The 22646-nt window shown below is 61.9% G+C and carries 19 protein-coding genes; 11 read left to right on the top strand and 8 right to left on the bottom strand.

The window, feature by feature from the left end; all coding sequences use genetic code 11:
* Nucleotides 1–4 precede the first annotated feature (4 nt).
* Genes FHX06_RS28630 through FHX06_RS28620 form a run of 3 tightly spaced genes read right to left on the bottom strand, consistent with a single transcriptional unit; the run spans nucleotide 5 to nucleotide 5458 of the window.
* Nucleotides 5–3271, bottom strand: coding sequence for an error-prone DNA polymerase (locus FHX06_RS28630; RefSeq protein ID WP_183881693.1), 3267 nt, complete (start codon nucleotides 3269–3271; stop codon nucleotides 5–7).
* Nucleotides 3268–4782: a DUF6504 family protein gene (locus FHX06_RS28625; RefSeq protein ID WP_183881692.1), complete on the bottom strand. Its 1515-nt coding sequence runs from the start codon at nucleotides 4780–4782 to the stop codon at nucleotides 3268–3270. Before FHX06_RS28625 ends, FHX06_RS28630 begins: the two co-directional genes overlap by 4 nt.
* Nucleotides 4703–5458 carry an ImuA family protein gene (locus FHX06_RS28620; protein WP_183881690.1) on the bottom strand — a complete coding sequence of 252 codons (756 nt, stop codon included), beginning with the start codon at nucleotides 5456–5458 and terminating at the stop codon, nucleotides 4703–4705. Before FHX06_RS28620 ends, FHX06_RS28625 begins: the two co-directional genes overlap by 80 nt.
* An 833-nt stretch (nucleotides 5459–6291) precedes the next feature.
* Here FHX06_RS28620 and repA point away from each other — a divergent pair.
* The 3 genes from repA to FHX06_RS28605 all read left to right on the top strand — a co-directional run bounded on the left by repA (nucleotide 6292) and on the right by FHX06_RS28605 (nucleotide 9469).
* Nucleotides 6292–7485 carry a plasmid partitioning protein RepA gene (gene repA, locus FHX06_RS28615; RefSeq protein WP_112543714.1) on the top strand — a complete coding sequence of 398 codons (1194 nt, stop codon included), beginning with the start codon at nucleotides 6292–6294 and terminating at the stop codon, nucleotides 7483–7485.
* Nucleotides 7486–7489: 4 nt separating this feature from the next.
* Complete coding sequence (gene repB / locus FHX06_RS28610) at nucleotides 7490–8497, top strand: plasmid partitioning protein RepB (RefSeq protein ID WP_113207838.1); 1008 nt, start codon at nucleotides 7490–7492, stop codon at nucleotides 8495–8497.
* A 678-nt stretch (nucleotides 8498–9175) separates the two neighbouring features.
* The gene (locus FHX06_RS28605) at nucleotides 9176–9469 is read left to right on the top strand and encodes a DUF2934 domain-containing protein (protein WP_113207836.1); all 294 of its coding nucleotides are present in this window, start codon (nucleotides 9176–9178) and stop codon (nucleotides 9467–9469) included.
* 94 nt (nucleotides 9470–9563) lie between these two features.
* Here the strand turns inward: FHX06_RS28605 and FHX06_RS28600 are convergent, their stop codons facing one another.
* The gene (locus FHX06_RS28600) at nucleotides 9564–9767 is read right to left on the bottom strand and encodes a cold-shock protein (RefSeq protein ID WP_112543710.1); all 204 of its coding nucleotides are present in this window, start codon (nucleotides 9765–9767) and stop codon (nucleotides 9564–9566) included.
* Nucleotides 9768–10245: 478 nt separating this feature from the next.
* Here FHX06_RS28600 and FHX06_RS28595 point away from each other — a divergent pair, with 478 nt between their 5' ends.
* Both FHX06_RS28595 and FHX06_RS28590 read left to right on the top strand, forming a co-directional pair.
* Nucleotides 10246–10644 carry a DUF1236 domain-containing protein gene (locus FHX06_RS28595; RefSeq protein WP_112543709.1) on the top strand — a complete coding sequence of 133 codons (399 nt, stop codon included), beginning with the start codon at nucleotides 10246–10248 and terminating at the stop codon, nucleotides 10642–10644.
* Nucleotides 10645–10707: 63 nt separating this feature from the next.
* Nucleotides 10708–11334: a BA14K family protein gene (locus FHX06_RS28590; protein ID WP_113207835.1), complete on the top strand. Its 627-nt coding sequence runs from the start codon at nucleotides 10708–10710 to the stop codon at nucleotides 11332–11334.
* A 755-nt stretch (nucleotides 11335–12089) separates the two neighbouring features.
* On the opposite strand, the gene FHX06_RS28585 is transcribed toward FHX06_RS28590, so the two are convergent.
* On the bottom strand, nucleotides 12090–13004 hold the full coding sequence (locus tag FHX06_RS28585; protein WP_113207833.1) for a recombinase family protein: 915 nt from the start codon (nucleotides 13002–13004) through the stop codon (nucleotides 12090–12092).
* A 754-nt stretch (nucleotides 13005–13758) separates the two neighbouring features.
* On the opposite strand from FHX06_RS28585, the gene FHX06_RS28580 reads away from it, so the two are divergent.
* The gene (locus FHX06_RS28580; RefSeq protein ID WP_113207832.1) at nucleotides 13759–15588 is read left to right on the top strand and encodes an EAL domain-containing protein; all 1830 of its coding nucleotides are present in this window, start codon (nucleotides 13759–13761) and stop codon (nucleotides 15586–15588) included.
* 458 nt (nucleotides 15589–16046) lie between these two features.
* Here FHX06_RS28580 and FHX06_RS28575 read toward each other — a convergent pair whose 3' ends face one another.
* Nucleotides 16047–16247: a hypothetical protein gene (locus FHX06_RS28575; RefSeq protein ID WP_162735823.1), complete on the bottom strand. Its 201-nt coding sequence runs from the start codon at nucleotides 16245–16247 to the stop codon at nucleotides 16047–16049.
* Between the two features lie 273 nt (nucleotides 16248–16520).
* On the opposite strand from FHX06_RS28575, the gene FHX06_RS28570 reads away from it, so the two are divergent.
* From FHX06_RS28570 to FHX06_RS28560, 3 genes are all read left to right on the top strand, one after another.
* A complete protein-coding gene (locus tag FHX06_RS28570) occupies nucleotides 16521–16805 on the top strand; it encodes a hypothetical protein (protein WP_183881687.1) in 285 nt (94 codons plus the stop codon).
* Nucleotides 16806–17058: 253 nt separating this feature from the next.
* Nucleotides 17059–17337, top strand: a complete 279-nt coding sequence (locus tag FHX06_RS28565) for an HU family DNA-binding protein (protein WP_113207829.1) — start codon at nucleotides 17059–17061, stop codon at nucleotides 17335–17337.
* Between the two features lie 707 nt (nucleotides 17338–18044).
* A complete protein-coding gene (locus FHX06_RS28560; RefSeq protein ID WP_113207828.1) occupies nucleotides 18045–18356 on the top strand; it encodes a DUF736 domain-containing protein in 312 nt (103 codons plus the stop codon).
* Between the two features lie 105 nt (nucleotides 18357–18461).
* Here the strand turns inward: FHX06_RS28560 and traG are convergent, their stop codons facing one another.
* Together traG and FHX06_RS28550 are read right to left on the bottom strand one after the other, a co-directional pair.
* The gene (gene traG / locus FHX06_RS28555; protein WP_113207827.1) at nucleotides 18462–20372 is read right to left on the bottom strand and encodes a Ti-type conjugative transfer system protein TraG; all 1911 of its coding nucleotides are present in this window, start codon (nucleotides 20370–20372) and stop codon (nucleotides 18462–18464) included.
* The gene (locus FHX06_RS28550) at nucleotides 20362–20502 is read right to left on the bottom strand and encodes a hypothetical protein (RefSeq protein ID WP_162735839.1); all 141 of its coding nucleotides are present in this window, start codon (nucleotides 20500–20502) and stop codon (nucleotides 20362–20364) included. The genes traG and FHX06_RS28550 overlap by 11 nt, the downstream gene beginning before the upstream one ends.
* Before the next feature lie 372 nt (nucleotides 20503–20874).
* Between FHX06_RS28550 and traF the strand changes: the two genes are divergently transcribed.
* Nucleotides 20875–21444, top strand: coding sequence for a conjugative transfer signal peptidase TraF (gene traF, locus FHX06_RS28545; protein WP_113207826.1), 570 nt, complete (start codon nucleotides 20875–20877; stop codon nucleotides 21442–21444).
* A 25-nt stretch (nucleotides 21445–21469) separates the two neighbouring features.
* On the top strand, nucleotides 21470–22630 hold the full coding sequence (locus tag FHX06_RS28540; protein ID WP_183881776.1) for a conjugal transfer protein TraB: 1161 nt from the start codon (nucleotides 21470–21472) through the stop codon (nucleotides 22628–22630).
* Nucleotides 22631–22646 lie beyond the last annotated feature (16 nt).

Genomic DNA, 22646 nt, shown 5'->3' with positions numbered 1-22646 from the left:
GACCTCAGTGGAAGTTTCGGCTTTTGACCTTCAGGCTGTCGATATGCAGATCCGGGATGAAGATGTCGCGTGCCTTGATTGCAGTTGCCGGCGGTTCGCGCGTATCGGGTCGTCCGGGCGAACCATGCGCAAATTCGTCTCCCCTGCCCGTTGCCGCTCGGAATTCGATATCCCGATCGGCAAGGCCGTTCAAACCGGCAGAGAGGTCGAAAAGCTGCTGGGCGACGAGATGGACGACGTCGCCCTCCCGCTGGATACGTCCGTTGATCGCCATCATCGAGGCGCCGAGCGCAATCGGCCGCGTCCGCTCGAAGAGCGTCGGCCAGATGACGACATTGGCAACGCCCGTCTCATCCTCGATCGTCAGGAAGATGACGCCCTTTGCCGATCCGGGCCGCTGGCGCACCAGCACCAGTCCCGCCGCCATCAGCCAGCGACCGTCCCGTGCCGACATTGCCTCTGCGCAGGTGACGATGCGACGCTTCGCAAGGTCCTGGCGAAGGAATGTGACGGGATGAGCGCGAAGCGTCAGTCCGGTATGCCCGTAGTCCAGGACCACATTATGGCCCTGCGTCATCTGCCGCAGTTCGACATCCGGCTCCTGTTGCTCGGCAACGGTCCTCGTCTCGCGAATTCCTGCAGCGGCAAACAGCGGCAGCGGTTCGTCTCTCAGCGCCTTGATCGCCCAGAGCGCGTCACGGCGCTCCAGTCCGAGCGACGGCCCGAAGGCGTCCGCCTCGGCGAGCTCGACCAGCGAGGCAGCCGGGATGCCGGCGCGCCGCCACATGTCGTCGACGCTCTCGAAGGGCTGATCGGCACGCGCGGCCACGATCCGGGCCGCATCCGCCGTCGCCAGGCCGCGGACCATGCGCATGCCGAGCCGAACCGCAAACCGATCGTTTCGCCCATCGATCGGTTCCAGCGTGCAATCCCATCGCGAGCGGTTGACGCAGACGGGCATCACGCTAACGCCGTGCTGGCGCGCATCGCGCACGATCTGCGCCGGCGCGTAAAAGCCCATCGGCTGGCTGTTCAGCAGTGCGGCGCAGAAAATATCGGGATGATGGCATTTCATCCAGTTCGAGGCATATGCGATCAATGCAAAACTGGCGGCATGGCTTTCCGGAAAGCCATAGGAACCGAAGCCTTCGAGCTGGCCAAAGGTCTTTTCGGCAAATTCGGGCGTATAGCCGTTGCCGATCATGCCCGATATCAGCTTGTCCTTGAAGCGGCTGACGCCGCCGGTGAACTTGAAGGTCGCCATGCTTTTTCTGAGCTGGTCGGCCTCACCGCCGGTAAAGCCGGCGCAGACCATGGCGACCTTCATGGCGCTTTCCTGGAAGAGCGGCACGCCAAGCGTCTTGCGCAGGACCGTTTCGAGTTCCGGTGTCGGGTAGTCCGGTTTTTCCTTGCCCTCCCGCCGTCTCAGATAGGGATGGACCATGTCGCCCTGGATCGGGCCGGGGCGGACGATCGCCACCTGGATGACGAGATCGTAGAAGGTTTCCGGCTTCAGGCGCGGCAGCATCGACATCTGCGCCCGGCTCTCGATCTGGAAGGTTCCAAGCGTGTCCGCCTTCTGGATCATGGCATAGGTCGCCGGATCTTCCTGAGGGATATCGGCAAGGTCAAGGTCGATGTTCTTTGCCTCGCGCAGGAAGGCGAAGCTCTTGGCCATGCAGGTCAGCATGCCGAGTGCCAGAACATCGACCTTCATGAATTTCAACGCCTCGACATCGTCCTTGTCCCATTCGATTACCTGCCGGTCGACCATCGAGGCCGGTTCGATCGGGACGAGATCGTCGAGCCGGTCATGGGTGAGCACGAAGCCACCGGGATGCTGGCCGAGATGGCGTGGCGCGCCCATCAGCTGCTGTGCAAGCTGGAGGGTCAAGGCAAGGCGGCGATCCTCCGGATTGAGGTTGAGCTCCCTGACCTGCTTTTCGCCGACCACCTCGCTCCAGGCCCAGACGCCCGACGACAGCGCCTTGATCAGGTCTTCAGGCAGACCGAGCGCCTTGCCGACGTCGCGGATGGCGCCCTTCGTGCGGTAGCGCGTGACCGTAGCGCAGAGTGCCGCCTTGTGATGCCCATAGGTCTTGTAGATCCACTGGATGACCTCCTCGCGCCGCTCGTGCTCGAAGTCGACGTCTATGTCGGGCGGCTCGTCACGCTCCTTGCTGACAAAGCGCTCGAACAACAGATCGTTTGTATCGGGATCGATGCTGGTGATGCCGAGGATGTAGCAGATGGCGCTGTTGGCGGCCGACCCCCTCCCCTGGCAGAGGATATTCTGGCTGCGGGCGTAGCGCACGATCGAAAAGACCGTCAGGAAATACGGCGCGTAGCGCATCTCCCTGATGAGATCGAGCTCGTGGCGGATCGACCGCAGCACCTTTTGCGGCAATCCTTCGGGATAGCGTGTCGGAATATATTGCCGGACATAATGCTCCAGCGATTGCTGGGCATCCATACCGGCAACGATTGCCTCCTGCGGGTATTGATAGGTCAGTTCCTCCATCGAGAAGGTGCAGCGCGCGACGATCTCCGCGGTGCGGGCAAGTGCGTGAGGGTAACGCCCGAATAGTCGCTGCATTTCCTCCGGCGGCTTCAGGTACCGGTCGGCATGGCGCTCGCGCTCGAAGCCGACATCGTCGATCGTCGTGCGATTGCGGATGCAGGTTACCACGTCCTGCAGCTGACGGCGGGACGGTTCATGGAACAGCACGTCATTGGTGACGACGGTGCGGACCTTGTAGCGGGCCGCCATGGCGGAAATCTCGTGCAGGCGCAACTGGTCGTTCGGCCGGCGGCGGAGACTGAGAGACACATAGGCCCGGTCCTGGAATATCTCGGCCATTTTTCTCAGCCGGACGGCGCAGGTCTCGTCGGCAAGATCCGGCACCAGAATGCCGATCAGCCCTTCTGCGTAGAGGGAGACGTCGTCGAGGCTCAGGATGCACTTGGCTTTCCCGCCCCTGCTCTTTCCCAGCGTCAGCAATCGCGTCAGCCGCTGATAGGCAGCGCGGTCTGTCGGATAGGCCAGGATCGACATGCCCTCGCTCAGATCGAGACGGCAGCCGACGACGAGGCGAAGTCCTGTGGCGCGCGATGCCTCCAGCGCCCGAACGATCCCTGCCAGCGAATTTCGGTCGGTTATGCCAAGCGCCGCCATGCCCATCGCCTTGGCCCGCGCAAACAGTTCGTCGGGCGAGGAGGCGCCTCGCAGGAAGGAAAAATGCGTGGTGACCTGCAGCTCGCAATAGGTCATGAGAAGGTTCCGTGCAGGAACCAGCGATGCGATCCAGTCTCGGGATCGACACCGTCGCCGGCGCGATAGATCCAGTAGCGTTCGCCATTTTCGTCGGCGACCGTGAAATAGTCGCGCACGGCGAGCCATTCGGACGATCGCTGCCACCATTCTCCGAAGATGCGCTCAGGCCCGTCGGCCTGTTTGACACGGTAGCGCTTGCCACGCCAGGTAAACCAGACGGGAGGATGATCCGGCATGAGGGCCATGACCTCGATCATTTCCGGGCGATCGAGCAACCGGACCGGACGCGGCCAGATCAGCGGCCAGTTCTGCCCCTGCTCTTCTGCGACCGCCGAGATGGCTTTCAGCGATCGTTCGGCAACATCGCTTGCTACCGGTGCCACCCGGTAGATCCGAAATTTTCCGCGATTGGCGAGAATATCGACGAAGGCGGCGATGTCGACCTTGTCATCATCGATCAGGTTGGAGGCGATCTGCCGGTCTTCCAGCGGCTCGACGAGCGTCGCGGCAAGCGAGAGCTTTTCGATGCCGAAGCCCGGCTCGATGCGCTCGATCCGGTCGTGAAGAAGCTTCGTCAGCCAGGCAACGTCGCGCACTGGCTTGGCGGTACCGGCTCGCAAAGCCTGGACGCTATTGTCGACCCGGTGGACGATGAGATCGGCGCGGCGTACGCCAAGACCCTTTTCCTGAAGACCATGACAGAGCCTGCGCACCAGAACGGCGATATATTTGGCGATCGTCTCCGGCGCACCGATCGGTTCTGCGAAGGACCTGGAGACTTCGACCCATTCGGGCGCGCGAAGCGGATCGATAGGTTCTGCCAACCGGCCAAACATCTGGTCGAGCCTGCGGACGATTTCCGGCCCGAAGCGCTGCGTCAGCGGTGCCCTTGGCGTTGCAGCAAGCTCGCCGACGGTGCCAAACCCAAGGACGCGCAGGCCGGTGATGATCTCCGTGTCGAGACGAAGCGATGAGATCGGCAGATCGATGACGGCGTCAGCCGTCTTGCCTTTGGCGACCACCCGTGTCTCTTGCGCGATCGTGCGCGCCAATGCGTGGGCCGCTCCCCAGCTGTCGGCAACGACGGCGCGCGCGGGCAGGCCCTTGGCGCGGAAGCTGTTGACGAGGCGTGACAGCATCGGCCCTTCCCCGCCCTGCAGGTGGTCGGCCCCTTCGGTATCCATGACGATGCCGTCAGGCGGGTCGACCGCAACGATTGGCGAATATTGAGAGAGCGCCCAACAGGTGATGCGCTCCAGAGCAGCTTGATCAGCGCAGGGATCGGCATCGACCATGACGAGACCCTGCACCAGCGCCTGGGCCTTGGCCGCCGGCATGCCGCTTCGCAGGCCGAGCCTTGCGGCGTTGGCATCGACGGCCGACAGCCACCGCTTCGAACCGCTGCGGGCGACGACGACGAGCGGCGCCTCAGCGGGAATGGACGGATCGGCGCGTCTGATGCGATCCGTCGGCAGCGTCGGAAGAAATACGGAGACGACCCTGACCATCACATGCCTCGAGGATGAATTCTGCACTTTCGCCGGCCTTGATCCGGATCAGCTCGACATGCCAGCGCGTCCTGCCGATGCCGGGAACCGGAAGCGGCTCCGACGGCAGGACGCATATGCGCCAGCGCGAGACGGCAGCCGTCGGGCGCCCGAACTCGCCGGCCTCGGCCGGACGGCGCCAGCGCCGGATGATGAGGCCGAGCGCACCGGAGGCTTCGGCCGCCAGTTGAAGGCGCCGCGACGCGACCATAGGCAGGCGCGCCGTCTCGGCGACGACGGCGCCAAGCCCGCCGAAGCGCAGGGCCTCCTCGCAGGCTTCAAGCACATAGTCTTCGCGGATTGCCTCGACATAGATGACCCGGTCCGGATGCAGACCGGTCTGCGCCAGCGCAGGAGCAAAAAGGTCCGCTCGCGCCAGACACCAGACGACGCTGCCGCGCGTGCGGGCAGCGATGCCGGCGGCAAAAAGCGCGGCTGCCGCCCCATTGACGGCGCCGGCCCCACCGCCGGCAAATTCATGGATTGCACCATAGGCAAGTCCGCCACCTGGTAGCGTTTCGTCGATCTCGCAGACGCCGAAGGGAAGGACGTTCTTGGGACGGGCAGCCATTCCATCAAGGTGCTGAATGCGCGCCCGAAGCTCAGAAATCACAGGGTTTGCATTTGGGCGAGCCATGTCCGGTCTTCATCAAGGTTTGCAGAGTGCAGAAAAGCAGATATGTTCTTTATTTGTTCCTAATTGGAATGTGAGTCAACGCGCATGGTCTCGAACGGGATTTCGACAGGATGCGCTGTCCACATTGCCGGAAGGATAAAAAATCAACGAACGCAGCCAAATACGGACAATGGATGGACCGAAAAAAAATATCGACATATGCCACCGATGAGCTGACGCTGCGCCTCGTCCGGCAGCCTTCCATCACTGTCGCCTGTCTCATCTGCAATCGTCACGGCGCTTTTGACCGACAGGCGCTGATCAGGCGGCATGGTGCGGGCCTGACCTTTCACGCATTGCGCCGGCGGATGGCGATGGGATGTGCAAGGATGCACGAACCGGACGGCGTCGACCGTTGCGGAACCCATTTTCCCGGCTTCACCTCCGCCGGATCGGATCGGAAGTCTTAGTCGATCCTCTCCGCTGCTCTGACCCTGGCTGGAAAATGACGCTCGCAACGTTGTCCGCGGACAACATTGTACCGCGCTGATCGAAGATTTCCGCCGCCCCTTGTTGGTGAGGATGATCGCCCATGCGCATCCACATGCCGTCGATCCAGCGCGGACAACGCGTCCGACACTGTTCGAATCCGGCATGGGCTGGAAGATGCCCGCCGCTATGCGCTGCAGCTGCGGGGCAATGCAGCGGCAATCGCCAGGTAAGGTGCCTGTCACAGGTCCCTGTGGATAGGCGCGTGGTTAAGGGTTTGTGAAACTGTAACGAATCGGGCGATAATATAACTGCGCAGTTGGCCTCTCATTATCGAAAATTGCGCAGTTCGATTGGAAACCACGATGCTAGCGAATCCAGTTCTGAAAGACGATCAAGAGCACCTTCCGTCGCTTTTGGCAGCGGATGCTCAGGAGCTCGCCTATCAGCTCCAGCAGCACCAGGCGAAAATTTTCCCGCCGCTGTCTCGAAAGACGATGCGGCTGTTTTCCCCCACGGAAGCCGCCGGCTTCATCGGCATCGGCGAGGGTTATCTCCGCCAGATCGCCAAGGAGGGCCACGGACCGGACCCCCTTGCCAACGGCCGGCGGCAGTATGGTGCCGAAGACATGAACCGCATCCGTCAGGCACTCGACGAACGCAACGGTACGCCGAAATATGTACCGGTGCGACGTGGCGCTGAAAAACTGCAGGTCGTCTCCGTCATGAATTTCAAGGGCGGATCCGGCAAGACGACGACCTCAGCGCATCTCGCCCAATATCTGGCACTGCGCGGCTACCGCGTGCTTGCCATCGATCTCGACCCGCAGGCGTCGCTATCGGCGCTCTTCGGCCACCAGCCGGAACTCGACGTCGGCGAGGGAGAAACGATTTACGGCGCCATCCGCTACGAGAGCCCGGTATCGATCTCGGAAGTGGTGCGCTCGACCTATACGCCGAACCTTCACATCATTCCCGGCAATCTCGAACTCATGGAGTTCGAACATGAGACACCGAAGGCCATGGCGGGTGGTACTGCCGAATCCCTGTTCTTTGCCCGGATCGGTCAGGCGCTGACCGATATCGAAAGTCTTTACGATATTGTCGTCATCGATTGCCCGCCGCAGCTCGGCTTTCTCACGATGTCGGCGCTCTGTGCTGCGACCTCCGTGCTGATCACCGTGCACCCGCAGATGCTTGACGTCATGTCGATGTCGCAGTTCCTGACGATGACAAGCGAACTGATGTCGGTCGTCGAGCGGGCGGGCGGGCGCACGAGCTATGACTGGATGCGTTACCTCGTGACCCGCTTTGAACCCAATGACGGACCGCAGAGCCAGATGACCGGTTTCATGCGGGCGATCTTCGGCAACCGCATGCTGCAGAACGCGATGTTGAAATCCACCGCAATCTCGGACGCCGGCGTCACCAAGCAAACGCTTTATGAGGTCGATCGGGCACAGTTTATTCGAGGAACCTACGACCGCGCCCTGGAATCGATGAACCTCGTCAACGGCGAGGTCGAGGCGCATATCCGTTCTACCTGGGGCAGGAGATAGCTCAATGGCGCGCAAAAATCTCATCGAAATCTCGAACGCGAACGAAGCCCGGCCCGATCCGTCAGTGTCGCCAGCGCGCGACAGCCGGCCGATCGCCGGCTTCATCCCGCAGACAAGGAGTGCGGGCCTCGTCGGGGGGATTACCAAGACGCTTGGCAGCATCACCGAAAAGGTCGAGCGGGCCAACGATCTGGAGCGCCAGCTCGCCGAGGGTCGCACAATCGTCGAAATCGATACGGCCTTGATTGATGCCTCCTTTGTCGCCGACCGCCTCGATATCGACGCGGCGGAGCTTGCGCAGCTGACGGAGCAGATCCGGGAACACGGACAGCAGGTTCCGATCCTGGTGCGGCCGCACCCGCAGGCCAAGGGCCGCTATCAGGTCGCCTTCGGTCACCGGCGCCTGGCAGCGGCCAAGGCGCTCAAGATCAAGATCAAGGCAGTCGTGCGCGCCTTGACCGACGAGCAGCTCGTCGTCAGCCAGGGCCAGGAGAACAATGCGCGCGCCGATCTGTCCTATATCGAGCGCGCTCTTTTCGCCCATCGGCTGGAGGAGAAGAGCTTCGGCGGGGCCGTGATCACCGCAGCTCTCAATATAGACAGGGCGGCGCTGGCCAAAATGCGCGCTGTCACACGCCAGGTCCCGATTGCTCTGATCACCGCAATCGGCTCTGCGCCGGCGATCGGTCGCCGCCGATGGATGCAGTTTGGTGAGCATCTGGAAAAGGTCGACATCGATGCGCTTATCGAGATGTTGTCCGCGGACAACATTGGCCAATTGTCGAGCGATGACCGGTTTCAGCGAGCATTTGCCTTCGCAACGGCAAAGCAAGCTGCCCTGAAGGCGAGTTCGGCCGCACAGATCGCTGATCTTCCAGTGAAGTTCAAACGCACGCCGACAACCGCCACCTTTGTCTTCGACAACAAGGTGGCGCCCGGTTTCGACGAATTCGTGCAGGAGAGACTGGAGAGCCTCTATGCACAATACCGGCAGGAACGGGACGCGGGTTAGGCCCGAGGCAGGCTCTCCTACCTTTCAGGCGTGCGAGCTTTTTGCGCGATAAGATCGGCAATCGCATTCTATGAACGCACTTGCATCTCACGCCAGCGCCTGATGAGCGCGGTTGTTGCCCCGCGTAAGGCCGGATGCAGCGCTTCAACTCAATGACTGGCAGATCATGAAGCCGCAGGCGAGGCGGACGACGCTTTTACGCACAAACGGCGGGCAAGCGGCAACTGGGCCGAGGACAATAGACGACATGCCCGCCAGGGCCTGGGTTGGCGCGGGCGCCGGCTTTGGCCGGTTCTTGGGAAAGTCGTTTCAGAATTTGATCTGCCACCAGACGAGAGCAAAGGAGGCGAAGGCGAAGGTCGTTGCCAGAAGTGTCTCGTGATCCATAAAATATCCCCGTGAAGTTGGCTGATAATGCGGACCGGGGGCTTCGGGTTCCAAGCTGCGCCTTCCTCTCGAGAAGACGCGTTCCCCCAAGAACACATGACGTTCGCGCTCCTCCTTAGGTGAAGGAAACAGGCCGTTGGCGGCGGGCCAGAGAGAAAGGCGGATCTGCCATTGCGAAGCTGCATTGGGCTTCGAAGTCGCGCCATCACCAAAAACACGACCATACCGTTGTCGTTATGTCTGATCGCGCCATTTACGTCGTTCGAAAAGAGTTTACCGAGGAGAAGACGCATGGCAGCGAATGAAGATCGTATCAGACAACGGGCCTATGAAATCTGGGAGCAGGAGGGTCGGCCGCACGGGGAGGACATGAAACATTGGCTGCAGGCGTTTGAGGAAATTGCCGCAGGCGCTGCGACGAGCGGTCAGGCGGTCAGGAAGAAAGCGACGAAGAAGGCAGCGGTTCCGAACGTATCCGGCAAGGCCAAACAGGCGGGAACGTCAAAAGCAGGCGCCCAGAGCGCAACGATGACAAAGCCGCCGGAAAAAACAACGCGAACGACGACCGGCGCGACCAAGCATTGACAAGCCGCTCTTGAGCGGCTGGCCGATTGGCGGCGATTGTGTGGGCGGAGCGCGCCAACGACAGGGCGCTCCGAAAACGTCCTTGAGGGACGCTTTACAGCAATCTGACGTTTTCGGCCTTGGACTTGCCGGTCCTGCGATCCTGCCCAACCTCATAGGAGACATTCTGGCCTTCCTTGAGGAGGTTTCCCGATAGCAAGGCGGTCACATGGACGAAGATATCCGGTCCGCCCGTTTCCGGGGTAATGAAGCCAAACCCCTTGTCGGCATTGAAAAACTTTACTGTGCCAGTCGGCATGACGGTACCCTTGGCTGCTCGTTGCTTGAGGCAGCCTAGCAACCAAACACGCCCTGTTCAACCGGACCTGTCGCAGGTTGGGCCCGTCTGCAAGCCATAACCAGCGGAGGGGGGATGGCGCAGGCGGGTCGTTGCCATGGCTCAACGCTTCATGGGACGCAGAGGGGTTGCGCAGCGTTTACTCAGGTGCCCGCTTGCAGCGCCGTCTTGTCTGGTCGTCAGAAATAGACCTTTCCCTGACCAAGCCTCTGGCTTGTCAATCTTTTCTCGGTATGCCGCTTTGCGTGCGGCCGCAAAGCCGGCGAAGAAGCGGGCCGTCAGTGCAAGTGACTGCAAGAGCAGGCAAGGCAGATATTTGGGTTGATAGGCAAAGCAGCGATTTTCACCCCGGACTAAAGTCCGATACGTGGAACAGGGTGAGCATTGGCCCGTTCTTTGACCACGGTCGCCAGACCGGTATCAGTCAAAGGAGGATAAGATGTTTCATAAGATCATGATCGGTGCGGCCGTGTCGGCTGCCCTCATGTCGGGCGCAGCCTTCGCCCAGTCGTCTACCGTCAATGGGGCAGCAGGCGGTGCGGTCACCGGCGCGATCGTCGGCGGTCCGGTCGGCGCAGCCGTCGGCGGCGTGGCCGGTGCAATCGTCGGTACCGCGATCGACCCGCCGCCGCAGAAGGTCGTCACCTATGTCCAGGAAGCGCCGGCCCCGTCCACGCGAGTCGTCGTCAAGGAGAAGGTTGTTGTCGGCCAGGCGCTGCCCGAAACGGTGGTCGTGACGCCAGTGCCCGAAAACCCGAAATACGCCTATGCGATCGTGAACGACGAACGCGTCATCGTCGAACCGTCTTCCCGCAAGGTCATTCAGGTCATCAACTGATCTGGCGCCAGGACGCGGCTTGCGCCGCGTCCATCTCCTTCCAAACAAGCAGGATATTGGATCATGAAGGCCATCGCTTCCGCCGCGTTCGGCATTGCGAGCTCTATCGGCATATGCATTGCAGCCGGCTCGCTCGCCTCCGTTGTGCTGGCCAATTCCGAGACTCACACGTTCGAAAGCCTCTCGCAACCCGATCTCTGGACAACCAAACCGGTTCGTGTCGACATTGCCCACCAGAATTACGAGCGCATCCCCGCCGTCTATTCCAGCTATGTCACCGACGCGCCGAAGGTCGCGGTGGCGTCTCGCGCGAAGGCGACGCTCCCCCAGGAACCCGAGGCAACGGCGCCGACGCTTTCGGCGGAGCATCTCAACTGGTGCGCCGGCCATTACCGCTCTTTTGATGCCGCCACCAACAGTTACCGGGCCTATAGCGGACAGATGAAGACCTGTATGTCGCCCTTTGCCGCTTCTTCAGGCACGGTTGTCGCGACCGGGGCGGTATCGAATGGTGCAGATAGCGCCGCGGCGGCATGGTGTGCCGCCCGCTACCAGTCCTATCGCGCCGAGGACAACAGCTACCAGCCCTATGACGGGCCGCGTAGAGCCTGTGTGCCGCCGACGCGGCAGGTCGTGGCCTCGACGGCAGGTTCAAACGGGAATGAGGCAAGCACATTGGCGTCGAACTGAGACCGAGCGCCGGGCTGACAGGGCAAAGATCCTGCAGGCTTGAGGACGGCGGCGCTCTCTGAAGGCAGGCGACGCGCGGGGCTTCATCAATGATCGGCTCGAACGGCATGCAACTCCTAAAAGCTCGATCCGGCCTGCCTGCGCCCAAGATTGGACGCGCAGCTGAACGCTTATAATTTTCCGTTTTTCAATTGCAGCTGGACCAAACTCAATGCGCAAGCGGCAGGGCGGATAAGCAGGCTTCGTAGCAGCGCCTGCATGCCTGTGCGCAGATCCGGCAGTGTCGATGCATTTCGCCATGTTCGTTGCATTCGCTCTCGCAGGCGTGACATGCCTCGGCGCAGGTATCGATGAGCTTGTGGACGACCTCCATATTGGAGCCGGTCATCCGAGATGCGATCATGCCGGTCGTCGCGCAGATATCGCCGCAATCGAGGTTGAGGCGTATGCATTGGGCAAGTCCGGCCGGGGATGGTTCTGCAAGGCAGGCATCCGCGCAGCTCGTGCAAGCCTGAGCGCAGGCGTAGCATTCTTGGATGCACCTGAGCAGAGCGTCTGCCGATCGGCCGTGGACATTAGGGTGGTTTTCGATCATTTCGCGAACATGCATCGACGATCCTCCTGCGAGACAGGGGTTTCTAACTGCCAGGCATGCTTCAGGTTCCAAGCCTGCGGGACATGAGAAACAACACGAGCCCGCCCTTGCGCTCGTTCCCTGAGAAGCGAGTGCAACAGGTCGATCGATGAGGCTGCCTTCAGCGCGGCATGAGGCCGAACCGATGGGCTTCGTCGAGCAAATGGCGAACCGAGGACGGCTGCCATTTCTGGCCACCGCGAGCTGGGCGCTCCCCCATCTGATCGAGCTGCGCTGCGATCTTTCGAAGCGAGAGATCCGGGTCAGCGATCGCAATCGCCGCGACCAACTTCATCAGACGGTCCTCTGCAGGCCGGCGGGGAGCGCGCGCCAGGAGTTCCTGTTCTGCCAGTTTTTCGCCAACCATGCGATGCACGGCGCGACGCAGGCGTTCCACACTCCAGTCCTGGCCGCGGCGACTGAGTACCTGTACGACATTGTCCCAGCTGTGCTGGGGCCGAAGTTGCCGCACGACTGGCAGCCATGTTTGCGCGGATGCCGTCAGTTCGTCGAGGTAAAGTTTTTGTCTCGCCTGCGAGACGGCCCTGATCGCTTCCGGGCGCCGCTCTCGCAGGCCGGGGTTCCCGGGACGCTTGCCCCGCGACTTTGCCGCCTTTATGCCGGCTTTGGTCCGTTCGGAGACCAGCGCGCGTTCGAGCTGCGCCACCGCGGCGAGCACCTGGAGGGAAAACCCGCCCTGAGGCGCTGCGGTATCGATCGGATCGCCGATCGACCGGAAATAGACGCCGCGGCTCTCCAGATTCTCGAGCACCGTCATCAGATGGCCTATCGAGCGCGCCAGGCGATCAAGACGAACAATTACGAGCACGTCCCCGGCGGTGAGTTCGCCAAGCAGCCTTGTCAGCACCGGTCGCGCCTGCGATGCGCCGGAGCCATGTTCCTCGTAGATCCGATGACAGCCTGCGGCGCGCAGTTCCTCCACCTGTGCGTCGTGGACCTGATCCTCGCTCGAGACGCGGGCGTAGCCGATGAGCCGGCTTGGGGGCGGCCGTACGCCATCGAATGTTTTTACCATGTTGGACGGTCCGTTCGCAGTCGCTTGTACAAACAAGAACTGCAGGAGAAAATGACCATTTGCAAGCGTGTTTTATCGTCGCAATGCGAGGCCGCCGGAGGTGAAGTTCGGCCAGCCGCGAGCAACTAGCCTTCCAGTTACTCCATGCCCGTCAGCGGGCTTCTGTGCCGGAAATCAGCGAACAATGGCAGTATGTAGAAGTATTCGCCGAAAGGGTTCCGGGAAGAGCTCATCAAGCCTTTTTGGCAGACGCACGTTATCCTGCTAGTGTCTTACCGAAGTACATTGCGGACTTACCATTCGAGAAAGCCAGATCGTGGCTCCCGTCGTGTGAGAGAAGTAATCCTCTAGTTAACTTCCATGTGCGGAAATAGCCGTTGGATACCCGTCACTTGTCTTGTGCAAAAAAAGCGTCGGATCGATTGGCAAGCCCGAGCCGGGCCGTTGCAGGCAACGCGTTGCAGTGACAGCGCCGCCGCGGGCGCGAAACAGGCGGAGGTGGAATAGAGAAGGGGCCGCAACAGGATGGAATAAGCCCCTTCTCCCACTGATGATGCAGCATCAGCCATTCGGATCTAACGTCCCCTGCGACACTGTCGAGCCAAGGTACGCCAGCGTACGAAAAGGATTTCGTGGCCGATGTGCGGGTTGCCCTGAGCGGAATTCAACACGTTTAAATTAGAAATTTAGCAATTGCGAAAACGACAAATGAACCCGAATCTGGGAACCTTGCGATCGGACGCGGGTAGGTCATATGCTCCAATTTCAAAATTCCATTCTCGAGATGATCGCCAGGGGCGAAGAATTGCAGGCCACGATCGAGGACCTGTGCCGGCGGGTGGAGGCGCGCTTTCCAGGTATTGCCTGCTCCGTCCTGTCCGTCAGGGACGCAAAACTCTATCCGATCGCTGCACCCTCTTTACCGGCCAGCTACACCAGCAGGCTTGTGGGCGTCCCGATCGGTCCGATGGTCGGGTCTTGCGGCGCTGCCGCCTATTACGGGATCCCCGTCACCGTGACCGACATCGAGATCGACGTTCGATGGCAACACTACAAGCAGTTCGTTGTGCCGATCGGCTTCAAGGCGTGCTGGTCGACACCGATCGTGGCGGCAGACAAGGTCGTCGCGACCTTCGCCTTTTATTTCCGGGAGGGTCGGGAGCCCACGGACGGCGAACGCGAGATCGTCAATGCATGTGTCCACCTCTGTGCGATCGCCATCGAACGGGACGAGCGTGTTTGCGAACGCGAAAGGCTGACCTATACCGATGCGCTGACGGCTCTCGCCAACCGGGCCCGTTTCAACAAGGTTTTGGCGGAAAGGAAATTGTCCGAAGGCGCAAACGGCGTGCGGCCCTGGGGCCTGCTTCTCGCCGACCTCGACAATCTCAAGCTTGTCAACGACACGTTCGGGCACGCAGCCGGCGACGCCCTTCTCCAGACCGTGGCGCGCAGACTGGCGACTGCCGTCTCGATGGAAAACAGCTTCCGGCTGGGCGGCGACGAATTTGCGGCGATCGTTGATGCAGACGATATGCCGGCTCTCGCCGCGAAGGCCGAAGCGTTGATCCGGGAGATCAAGCGCCCGGCTGAGTGCGATGGCCATGTCGTCTTTCCGGCAGCAACGATCGGCGGTGCCTTGGCGGCAAACGCCGTTTCCGCAAGTCAGGTGCAGCGCGATGCCGACATTGCGCTTTATCACGGCAAGGAGCGCTGCCGTGGCCAGTATACCGGCTATTTTGTCGGCATGGGGACGGCCCTCACCCGCCGTTTCCGAGCCATCCGGGATGTCGGTGTCGCACTGTCGGAAAACAGGATCGAAGCTCATTATCAACCAATCCTGCGCCTCGATACGCGAGAAATCGTTGGCTTCGAAGCGCTCGCACGCATGCGAACCCGTAAGGGCGAGCGACTGTCGGCGGCTCATTTTCATGAAGCGACGCTCGACGCCCATGTCGCCGCACAGCTGACCGATCGCATGCTGTCCCTGGTCTCGGCGGATATGCGACGATGGCTCAACATGGGATTGCCTTTGCAGCATGTCGGGATCAACCTGTCTGCGGCCGACTTCCGGTCCGACGATCTCCACTCCCGGTTGACCGCAGCCTTTGCCGCTGCCGGCGTGCCGCTTCGTCACGTCATCCTGGAGGTGACCGAGTCGGTTTATCTCGGCGAACGAGACCATGTGGTGGCCGACGAGATCAAGGTTCTGAGATCGATGGGATTTCGCGTCGCGCTCGACGATTTCGGAACCGGTTTTGCGTCTCTGACCCATCTCTTGACTGTGCCGGTAGACATTATCAAGATCGACAAGTCGTTCGTCGATCGGCTGGTACCGGCCGACGCGGGCACAGTCATCGTCGAGGGGGTCATGTCGATTGCGACGAAGCTCGGCATCCGGGTGGTCGCCGAGGGCATCGAAACACAGGCCCAGGCCGATCATCTGCGATCGCTCGGATGCCTGCTCGGCCAAGGCTATCTCTTTTCCAAGGCTGTCGACCCGCTAACCGCAAAGCATTTGCTGAGCACCTCGGCGCAGCGACCCGGGTTCGCCAAAGGCAATCATGACGGAACGGCTGTCTAGCCTGACCACAAGCGAGCCGGTAAATGCGTGCGGGCTGCGAGGAACTGAAGCGGTAAGCGTTCCAACGGGAGACGCCGATCAGGCCTGATCTGCAATGGCCAAGAGCTTCAGTTCGCGACGCATCGCTGCGCTCGCTGATTGGCGGCATGCAAGTGCAAAGGAATCGCTCTTTCGACGCCCGCGCAAGACTCCCCCGCGCTCGGTATAGGCGCATTTGAGTTTACATGTCGAACTTCGCGAGTAACATCTGTCGGCCGACAGTCAGGCTGACGCTGCCCTATCGATTAGGGGGATCCTCCCATGATGCTCGAAGACCTCTACCGCCTTCTGAAAACCAGTCACGTACAGGCACAGGGCATTGTCGATACGCTGACGGTCCCCCGCTGCAGGCCCGCGAAGGCCGACGCGAAATGTCGCATCCGAGCTTTGCAGCACCAGTCAGGCGATGAGGAGGCAGCTCACTGGTTTGCCGTCGGGTTCTCCACGGGTGCCGGCGTCGCCGGCTGCCCATTGATCATCGGTCGCAGCTCATAATAGGCGCAGGCCACGATCAATACGGATATCAGGACTGCAAGCAACGACCACCAGACCGCGCGCTTGCCATAAAGTCGATGCGGTGTCGTCCTTAGATCCAGGTCGTTTTTGTCGGACGCGGGCATTTTGGTTCCTTGACGTGACAAGTGATCAACACCAGAGCCACCGGTTCGTTCCCGGCCCCGGACTTCAGTCCGATATGGCCAGACCAGCTTGGCTGGGTGCGCCGGATTTGTCAAAGACGCCACTGACGGCGGCGACGGCGATGGCCCTCAGAGTCACGTGACGGACCAATGATAGCCAGCGATGACGATCTCATCGTCAAGGTTGGGAAAAGCTGCCTGAGTAAGGATCGCCCGCCAGAAAGCGCCGCGGGACAACTTACCTGGATTGGTATCATGTCTTTGATGCCGCAACGATCGGGAGGACGCGAAGTGACGCTCGGAGAATTGATGGATCGATACCGGCCGGGCCTTGCCTGCGAGACCTCTGCTGTCCGCCGCAGCTGGGAGGAAATGTTCACCTTCACGCTACGGCACTACACCCGCGAGACGCCCATGGTCACTTTCGACCCCGATTTCCTGTCTAGGCGGCTTATCTTGGCGGGGCTGCATCATCTTATCGTGGCCGGATACGTCATACGCTGGCGCCACATGCTGTCCATGGCGCATGAGCATAACTGAGACCACGGGGTTTATCCTGATCGCCTCCTTCGCAAGGGAAAAACCTCCTCTTGGGGGCGCTCGCTCCTTGGCTTCGGCCGGTCGGGCATCATCACCCATATTTTTCGGCCATGCGACACGAACAGCTGGCGACGACGCATGGGCCGGAAGCTGTGGAAAATCCGGCTGCCGGCCTAAGGATCAGCCCCGGCCTCATGACAAAGAGATTTGCCGATGGCAGAGATCTTGTCCCACAGATGACGCGGAGACCGACATGACGACGACAAATGAAATCGCAGACAAGATCGCCGGCGCGCACGGCCTGACAAAGGTCCAGGGCAAAGCGATCGTCGAGGCCGTCCTGGCTTCGATCACCGAGGCGGCCCTTGCCGGAAACGAGACATCGCTGCCTGGCTTTGGCAAGTTCAAGGTAAAGGCGACGCCGGAACGCGAGGCGCGCAATCCCTCGACCGGCGCCACGATCAAGGTTGCGGCCGCAAAGAAGCTGAGCTTCCAGCCGGCCAAGGCCCTCAAGGATGCGATGAACAAGTGATGCGAGCCTGAGGGGCAAACGCGCCACCTCTGCCCGCGGCAATGCCGGGGGCAGAGGCACCGTTTCGTCCCAGACACTCCAGCTGACAGCAGCCGCTGCTGCCGTCCTGCGTCAAGCATCCACCGCATTGCGACTAGGCAATGCGATCGAAAATCGCCATCTGAAGCCGATCGCGTCATCCATTGCCTTTCCGAGTTTTCGTTCCCGTGTCCGCCGCATGAGACCGACAGGTTAGCCGTAGCGCGTCGAAACTGGCCGGGGTGTCGTTTGCTCTAACGTCAGACGCAGCCCCGCTGCGCCGATCAGCCAGGAGCGGGCAACGCAGGCTTGTGACGGGAAGGGTCGGCCGAGGCTGCCTCTCTGCTGTCGAGCGTATCTGGTGCTGCCGCCGCGCCGCTTCGGCGCAGGCGCAGGCGCAGGCTTTGCCAATGCCCGTTGCCGGATTGTTTTTTGTCGCCCCATGCGCGGGCTCGATGCCCCTGTCTGACCGGAAAGCGGCTACGCCTCGATCGTCCAGCCGCAACGGCAGTCGCAATTTTCTGACCCCTGCCGGCTATCGCCGTCATTTCGCACCCACTCACAAAATTGCGACTTGCCGTCCTCCATTGCATTTCGGCCCTATGGGTGCGGTCCGCTCGTTCCCGGTCTTTTCGACAGCCATCGAGGCCGCGATGGGCGCGGCCCGAAACAGCGAAAGGAACAGGAAAATGGCAAGCATCGGTACCTTCACCAGCATCGAAAATGGCTTCTCCGGCTCGATCCGCACCCTCGCCCTCAACGTCAAGGCCCGCATCGCCCGGATCGACAATCCCACAGACAAGGGCCCGCACTACCGCGTCTTGGCCGGTCCCGTCGAACTCGGCGCCGCCTGGAAGAAAACCTCCGAACAGGGCCGCGACTATCTCTCGGTCAAGCTCGACGATCCGAGCTTCTCAGCTCCGATCTACGCAACGCTCTCGGAGATCGAGGGGGAAGGGGGATACCAGCTGATCTGGTCGCGCCGCGTCAGCCAGGACTGAGACCGAGCGCCCCGCCGAAAGGCGGGGCCTTGCCTGCACCATCAGGATGTCGAAGCGGCGATCGCGTCAGCAGTTCCTCGTTGGTAACGGCCAACGGCCCCCGAACTATCGCGGCGTGTTTCTGTGGAAACGGTTTTCGTGCACGCAGACGCGCATGTCGGCTCTTCGGAACCAGATCGCTCGCCCGCAGCGGAGCGGGCGGTTGCCCGCTGTGAAGATGATCTGCTCATCGGCGCGCATCTGCAGCACTTCGTGAGGCAGGATCAGCGGGCGTGGCGCCAGCTGTTTCGAGCGCGTGCGCGACGATCCCCTCGCCTGCACGCTGCGGCTTTCCTGGTCGACCTCCACGGTCGTCATGCCGCAGCGGCGCGAAATATAGTCGGCGGTCTCCGGATCGTTGATCGCCGCAAACGAAATCCAGCTCGCGCTCTCGAACCATTTGCTCGCAGCATCCCGACCGCCATAGGTTTCCCGCATCTGGCCGATCGACTGGTAGATCATCGCCAGCGTGATGCCATATTTGCGGCCGGCGTCCCTTGCCGTTTCCAGGACGCGCATATAGCCGAGACGGGCCGCCTCATCGAGGAGGAAAAGCGAAGGTTCGCTCACGACGCCGTCGCGGTTGTAGATCGCGTTCAGGAAGGAGCCGATGATCAGGCGCGCGAGTCCGGCATGCGTCTCGAGCGTCTTCAGGTCGATATTGATGAAGACGTCGGTTGTCCCGGAGGCGAGCTCATCGGTCGAAAAACTCGAGCCGGACACCAGGGCTGCGTAATTTTCATAGGAAAGCCAATGCGTTTCCTTGACGGCATTGGCATAGACGCCGGAAAAGGTTTCCGGCGTCATGTTGACGAAGACGGCGACGTTGCTTCGCACGAATTCGGAACCCGACCTCTCGTAGATCCCCTCCAGGCGCCGGCGCAGTTGCGGTTCGGGTTCGGCAAGATTGGCGCGCACCTGCCGCAGCGTCTGCCGGTCCCCGTCGGTCTGCCCCGACAGGCAGACATCGGCAATCATTGCGGTCAGCAGCTGCTGCCCCGATGCGCGGAAGAAATCGTCGCGAAGGCCGCCGCTCCGTCCGCTGTCGCTCATGATCCAGGAGGCGATCGCTGCTATATCCTCCTCCTTCGACGCGCCGAAGCGGCCTATCCAGTCGAGCGCGTTGAAGCCGACAGCGGGCTGATGCGGATCGAGGATCTTGATCCGGCGACCTGCTGCCTGCCGGTGCGTTGCTACCATCGGGGCTACCTCGTTGGAAGGATCGAGCAGGACGAGCGTGCCGCCCCATTTGAGGGCGGTGGGGATGGTCACCGACGTCGTCTTGAAACCGCCGGATCCGGCAAAGACGATTCCATGGGTCGAACCGAACGAGCAATCAAAACAGAGAAGGGGCTGCCTGCCGCCGGGACCCCAGCTCTCCTTGTCGCTTGCCTGAAATGGCCGGCCGGCAACGTCGGTCCGATCCACGCGATAACATTCGCCGATGACGATGCCACCGGTCGGGGTAAAGAGCGCTTGCGCTTGGGACAATGACATCCACTCGGCCTCGCCGTGAACTGCACGTCTGCCACGCGTCCGCCTCGGGATCGGGCGGACAAAAGCTGCGTTGCCTGCAACCACGACCCGTAGGCCGAAAGCAGCCGAGAGCAGAAGCGCACAAGCGCCGATCATCGTCGGGGGATCGATATAGGATGCGACTGACCTGGCTGATGGCATGACTGTGGCGTGTCGCGCGGCCTGCTCGAACGCTGCGATAGCGAGGCTCGACATGGCGCCTGTAACGACACCCGCGCCGGCGTGCCGGATTGCCGCCGACCCGGCACAGGCAAAGAGCAGGGCAAGACCTGTCGCCGCGGCAGAGACAAAGGGCAGAGCCAGGCCGATGCCTGCCAGAGCGCGCCGGCTGGCGCCGGTCTTGCCCAAATCGGCAAGCGTCACATCCATCCCCATCGTCAGGAGCGTTGCGCTCAGCATCAGCCCAAGGGCAAGAACCGGCAGGATGATCCTATGTGCCATCGCAGACGACCTTGCCGCCGATTGCCGCCGCAAGACGGCCGATGCCCTCGTCTTTGCCGATCGCGGCTTGTTTCACATCGTTCCGCAGGCCGGCAACCGCGGCGCGGATCGTGCAGGATGGCCTCCTCATTCGAGATGCTCCTGTCGGGCAGTTTCGACCCTGCGACGATCCTTCAGATCGGCCCGCCCATCTACTGACAGAAATGCGAGTTGGCCCAGTCGACCGCTTTGGCCATGATCCGGACCGTAGCGAAGGGACAGATCAAAGGGCGCGCCAGACTGACCGAAAATGCCGTCTTGCGGCTGTCGCAGTCAGGATCGCGCCGAGAAAGCCCGTCAGCTGGAACGAACTCATGTCGGAGAAGGAGGCTTAACCGATGGTAGCCGGAATGATGAAATCTGCCCGACCTGACGCGGTGTCCGGTGACGACAGTCCGCGCACCGAACGCCGCCTCAGCGTTTTAGGGCAGGAGATCCTGCGAGGTGCCGAGGCAGGTTCACGATGACCCAGGAGGCAAGGTCGATCGGCGGTCACAATTTTCCTATCGCATGGGCTCGTGGCATCCACGCAATTTCGGTGTTCGTCGGATTGGCCGCGGGTCTCGCCCTTCTCCATCAGTTCGGGCTGCGGCTCAATCTGACCCCGAGCGAGCCGATCGGCCTTTGGCGTATCGCACCGCTCGACAGGCAGGCGCTCGCCGGCGCGCGCGTCTTCATCTGCCCGCCGCAGCGCGCGGACATGCGCGAGGCCAGAAGGCGCGGTTACCTGCGGCCAGGCCCGTGCCCTGGAGGCTACGCGCCGCTCATCAAGTCTGTCGTCGCAACCGCCGGCCAGACAATCAAGCTCAGCGGCGGCGTCGTCATCGACGGCGCCCTGCTCGAACAATCCCGGCCGATGGCGGCCGATGGACGCGGCAGGCCCCTGACGGCCTGGCCGGGAGGGCCGGTGCCGGCCGGTCAGGTCTTCCTCCACTCGCCTTTCGAAGCCTCCTTTGATTCGCGCTATTTCGGGCCGGTCCCGGCCTCAGGCATTCTGGGGCTGGCAAGAGAGGTCGCAACCTGTGCGCCCTGACCGAAAGCGCCGCTTGCGCTCGCGCATGGAACCGCTGCGCTTTCCCCTACTCGTCGTCACCTCTATCGCGGCGGGCTGGATCGGCTGGTGCGGTGCCGTCGACATGCTTCCTGCGGCCATGGCGTTTCCGGCGATCTGGTCGCTCTGCCGCGACCGCCGGCAGGCCGGCGCCGTATCCTGCTTATATTTCCTGTCGGCGTCGCGCGCCCTGCCGCAAGGCGTGGCAACCTATTACGCAACCGACCTCTGGCCGGGACTTTTCCTGTGGCTTGCAGCCTCGATCCTCTTCGTCGGCATCCACATGCTCTCCTGGACGCAGGCGTCAGGATGGAGGAGAGCCTGCCGCTACCTTTTCGCCACCACCCTCATGATGGTCCCGCCCTTCGGGATCAGCGGTTGGGCGAGCCCGTTGACCGCGGCCGGAGTTCTCTTTGCAGGCTGGGGCCTTGCGGGGCTGGTGGCCGGCGCTGCCGGTCTTGCGGTTCTTGCCACGCGTTTTCGCCCGCTCGGCGCGATCGTGCTTGCCGGTGCCTGGCTCTGGTCGGCCTCTACCTGGAAGGACAGGCCGGTACCGGTGGGCTGGCAGGGCGTCGACCTGCAATTGGGATCTGCCCTCGGCCGCGACCTCTCTCTGCCGTTGCAGCGGCATCTCATCGCGACGGTTGGCAAGGCGCAGGCTGGCGCCAGCAGCGTCGTCGTCCTGCCGGAAGGCGCGCTGGGCTTCTGGACGCCGGCCGTCGATCACCTGTGGCGCAACGCGCTTGCCGATTGGAACGTCACCGTCCTTGCCGGCGCCTCCCTCGCCGACGCATCAGGCTACGACAATGTCGTCGTCAGCATCGGCAAGGCCGAAAGCCGCGTCGTCTACCGCCAGCGCATGCCGGTGCCGATTGCCATGTGGGCACCCTGGCGAGGCTGGATGGGAGAAAGCGGCGGCGCCCATGCACATATGCTTGGGAAGGCCGAGCAGACGGTAGCCGGTCAACGCGTGACCATCCTGATCTGCTACGAACAGCTGCTGATCTGGCCGATCCTGCAGTCCATGTGGTCCGACCCCGATCTGGTGGTGGCGATCGGCAACGGCTGGTGGACGTCGGGCACGTCGATCGTTGCAGTCCAGCGCGCGACCATCCTGGCCTGGGCGAGGCTCTTCGGCAAGCCGGCCCTCTTTTCCTTCAACACATGATTCAGGGACTGTCATC

Source organism: Rhizobium sp. BK512 (genome assembly GCF_014194915.1).
Lineage (GTDB): Bacteria > Pseudomonadota > Alphaproteobacteria > Rhizobiales > Rhizobiaceae > Rhizobium.
The sequence above is the reverse complement of the archived record's forward strand: the minus strand, read 5'-3'. Positions and strand labels throughout refer to the sequence as shown.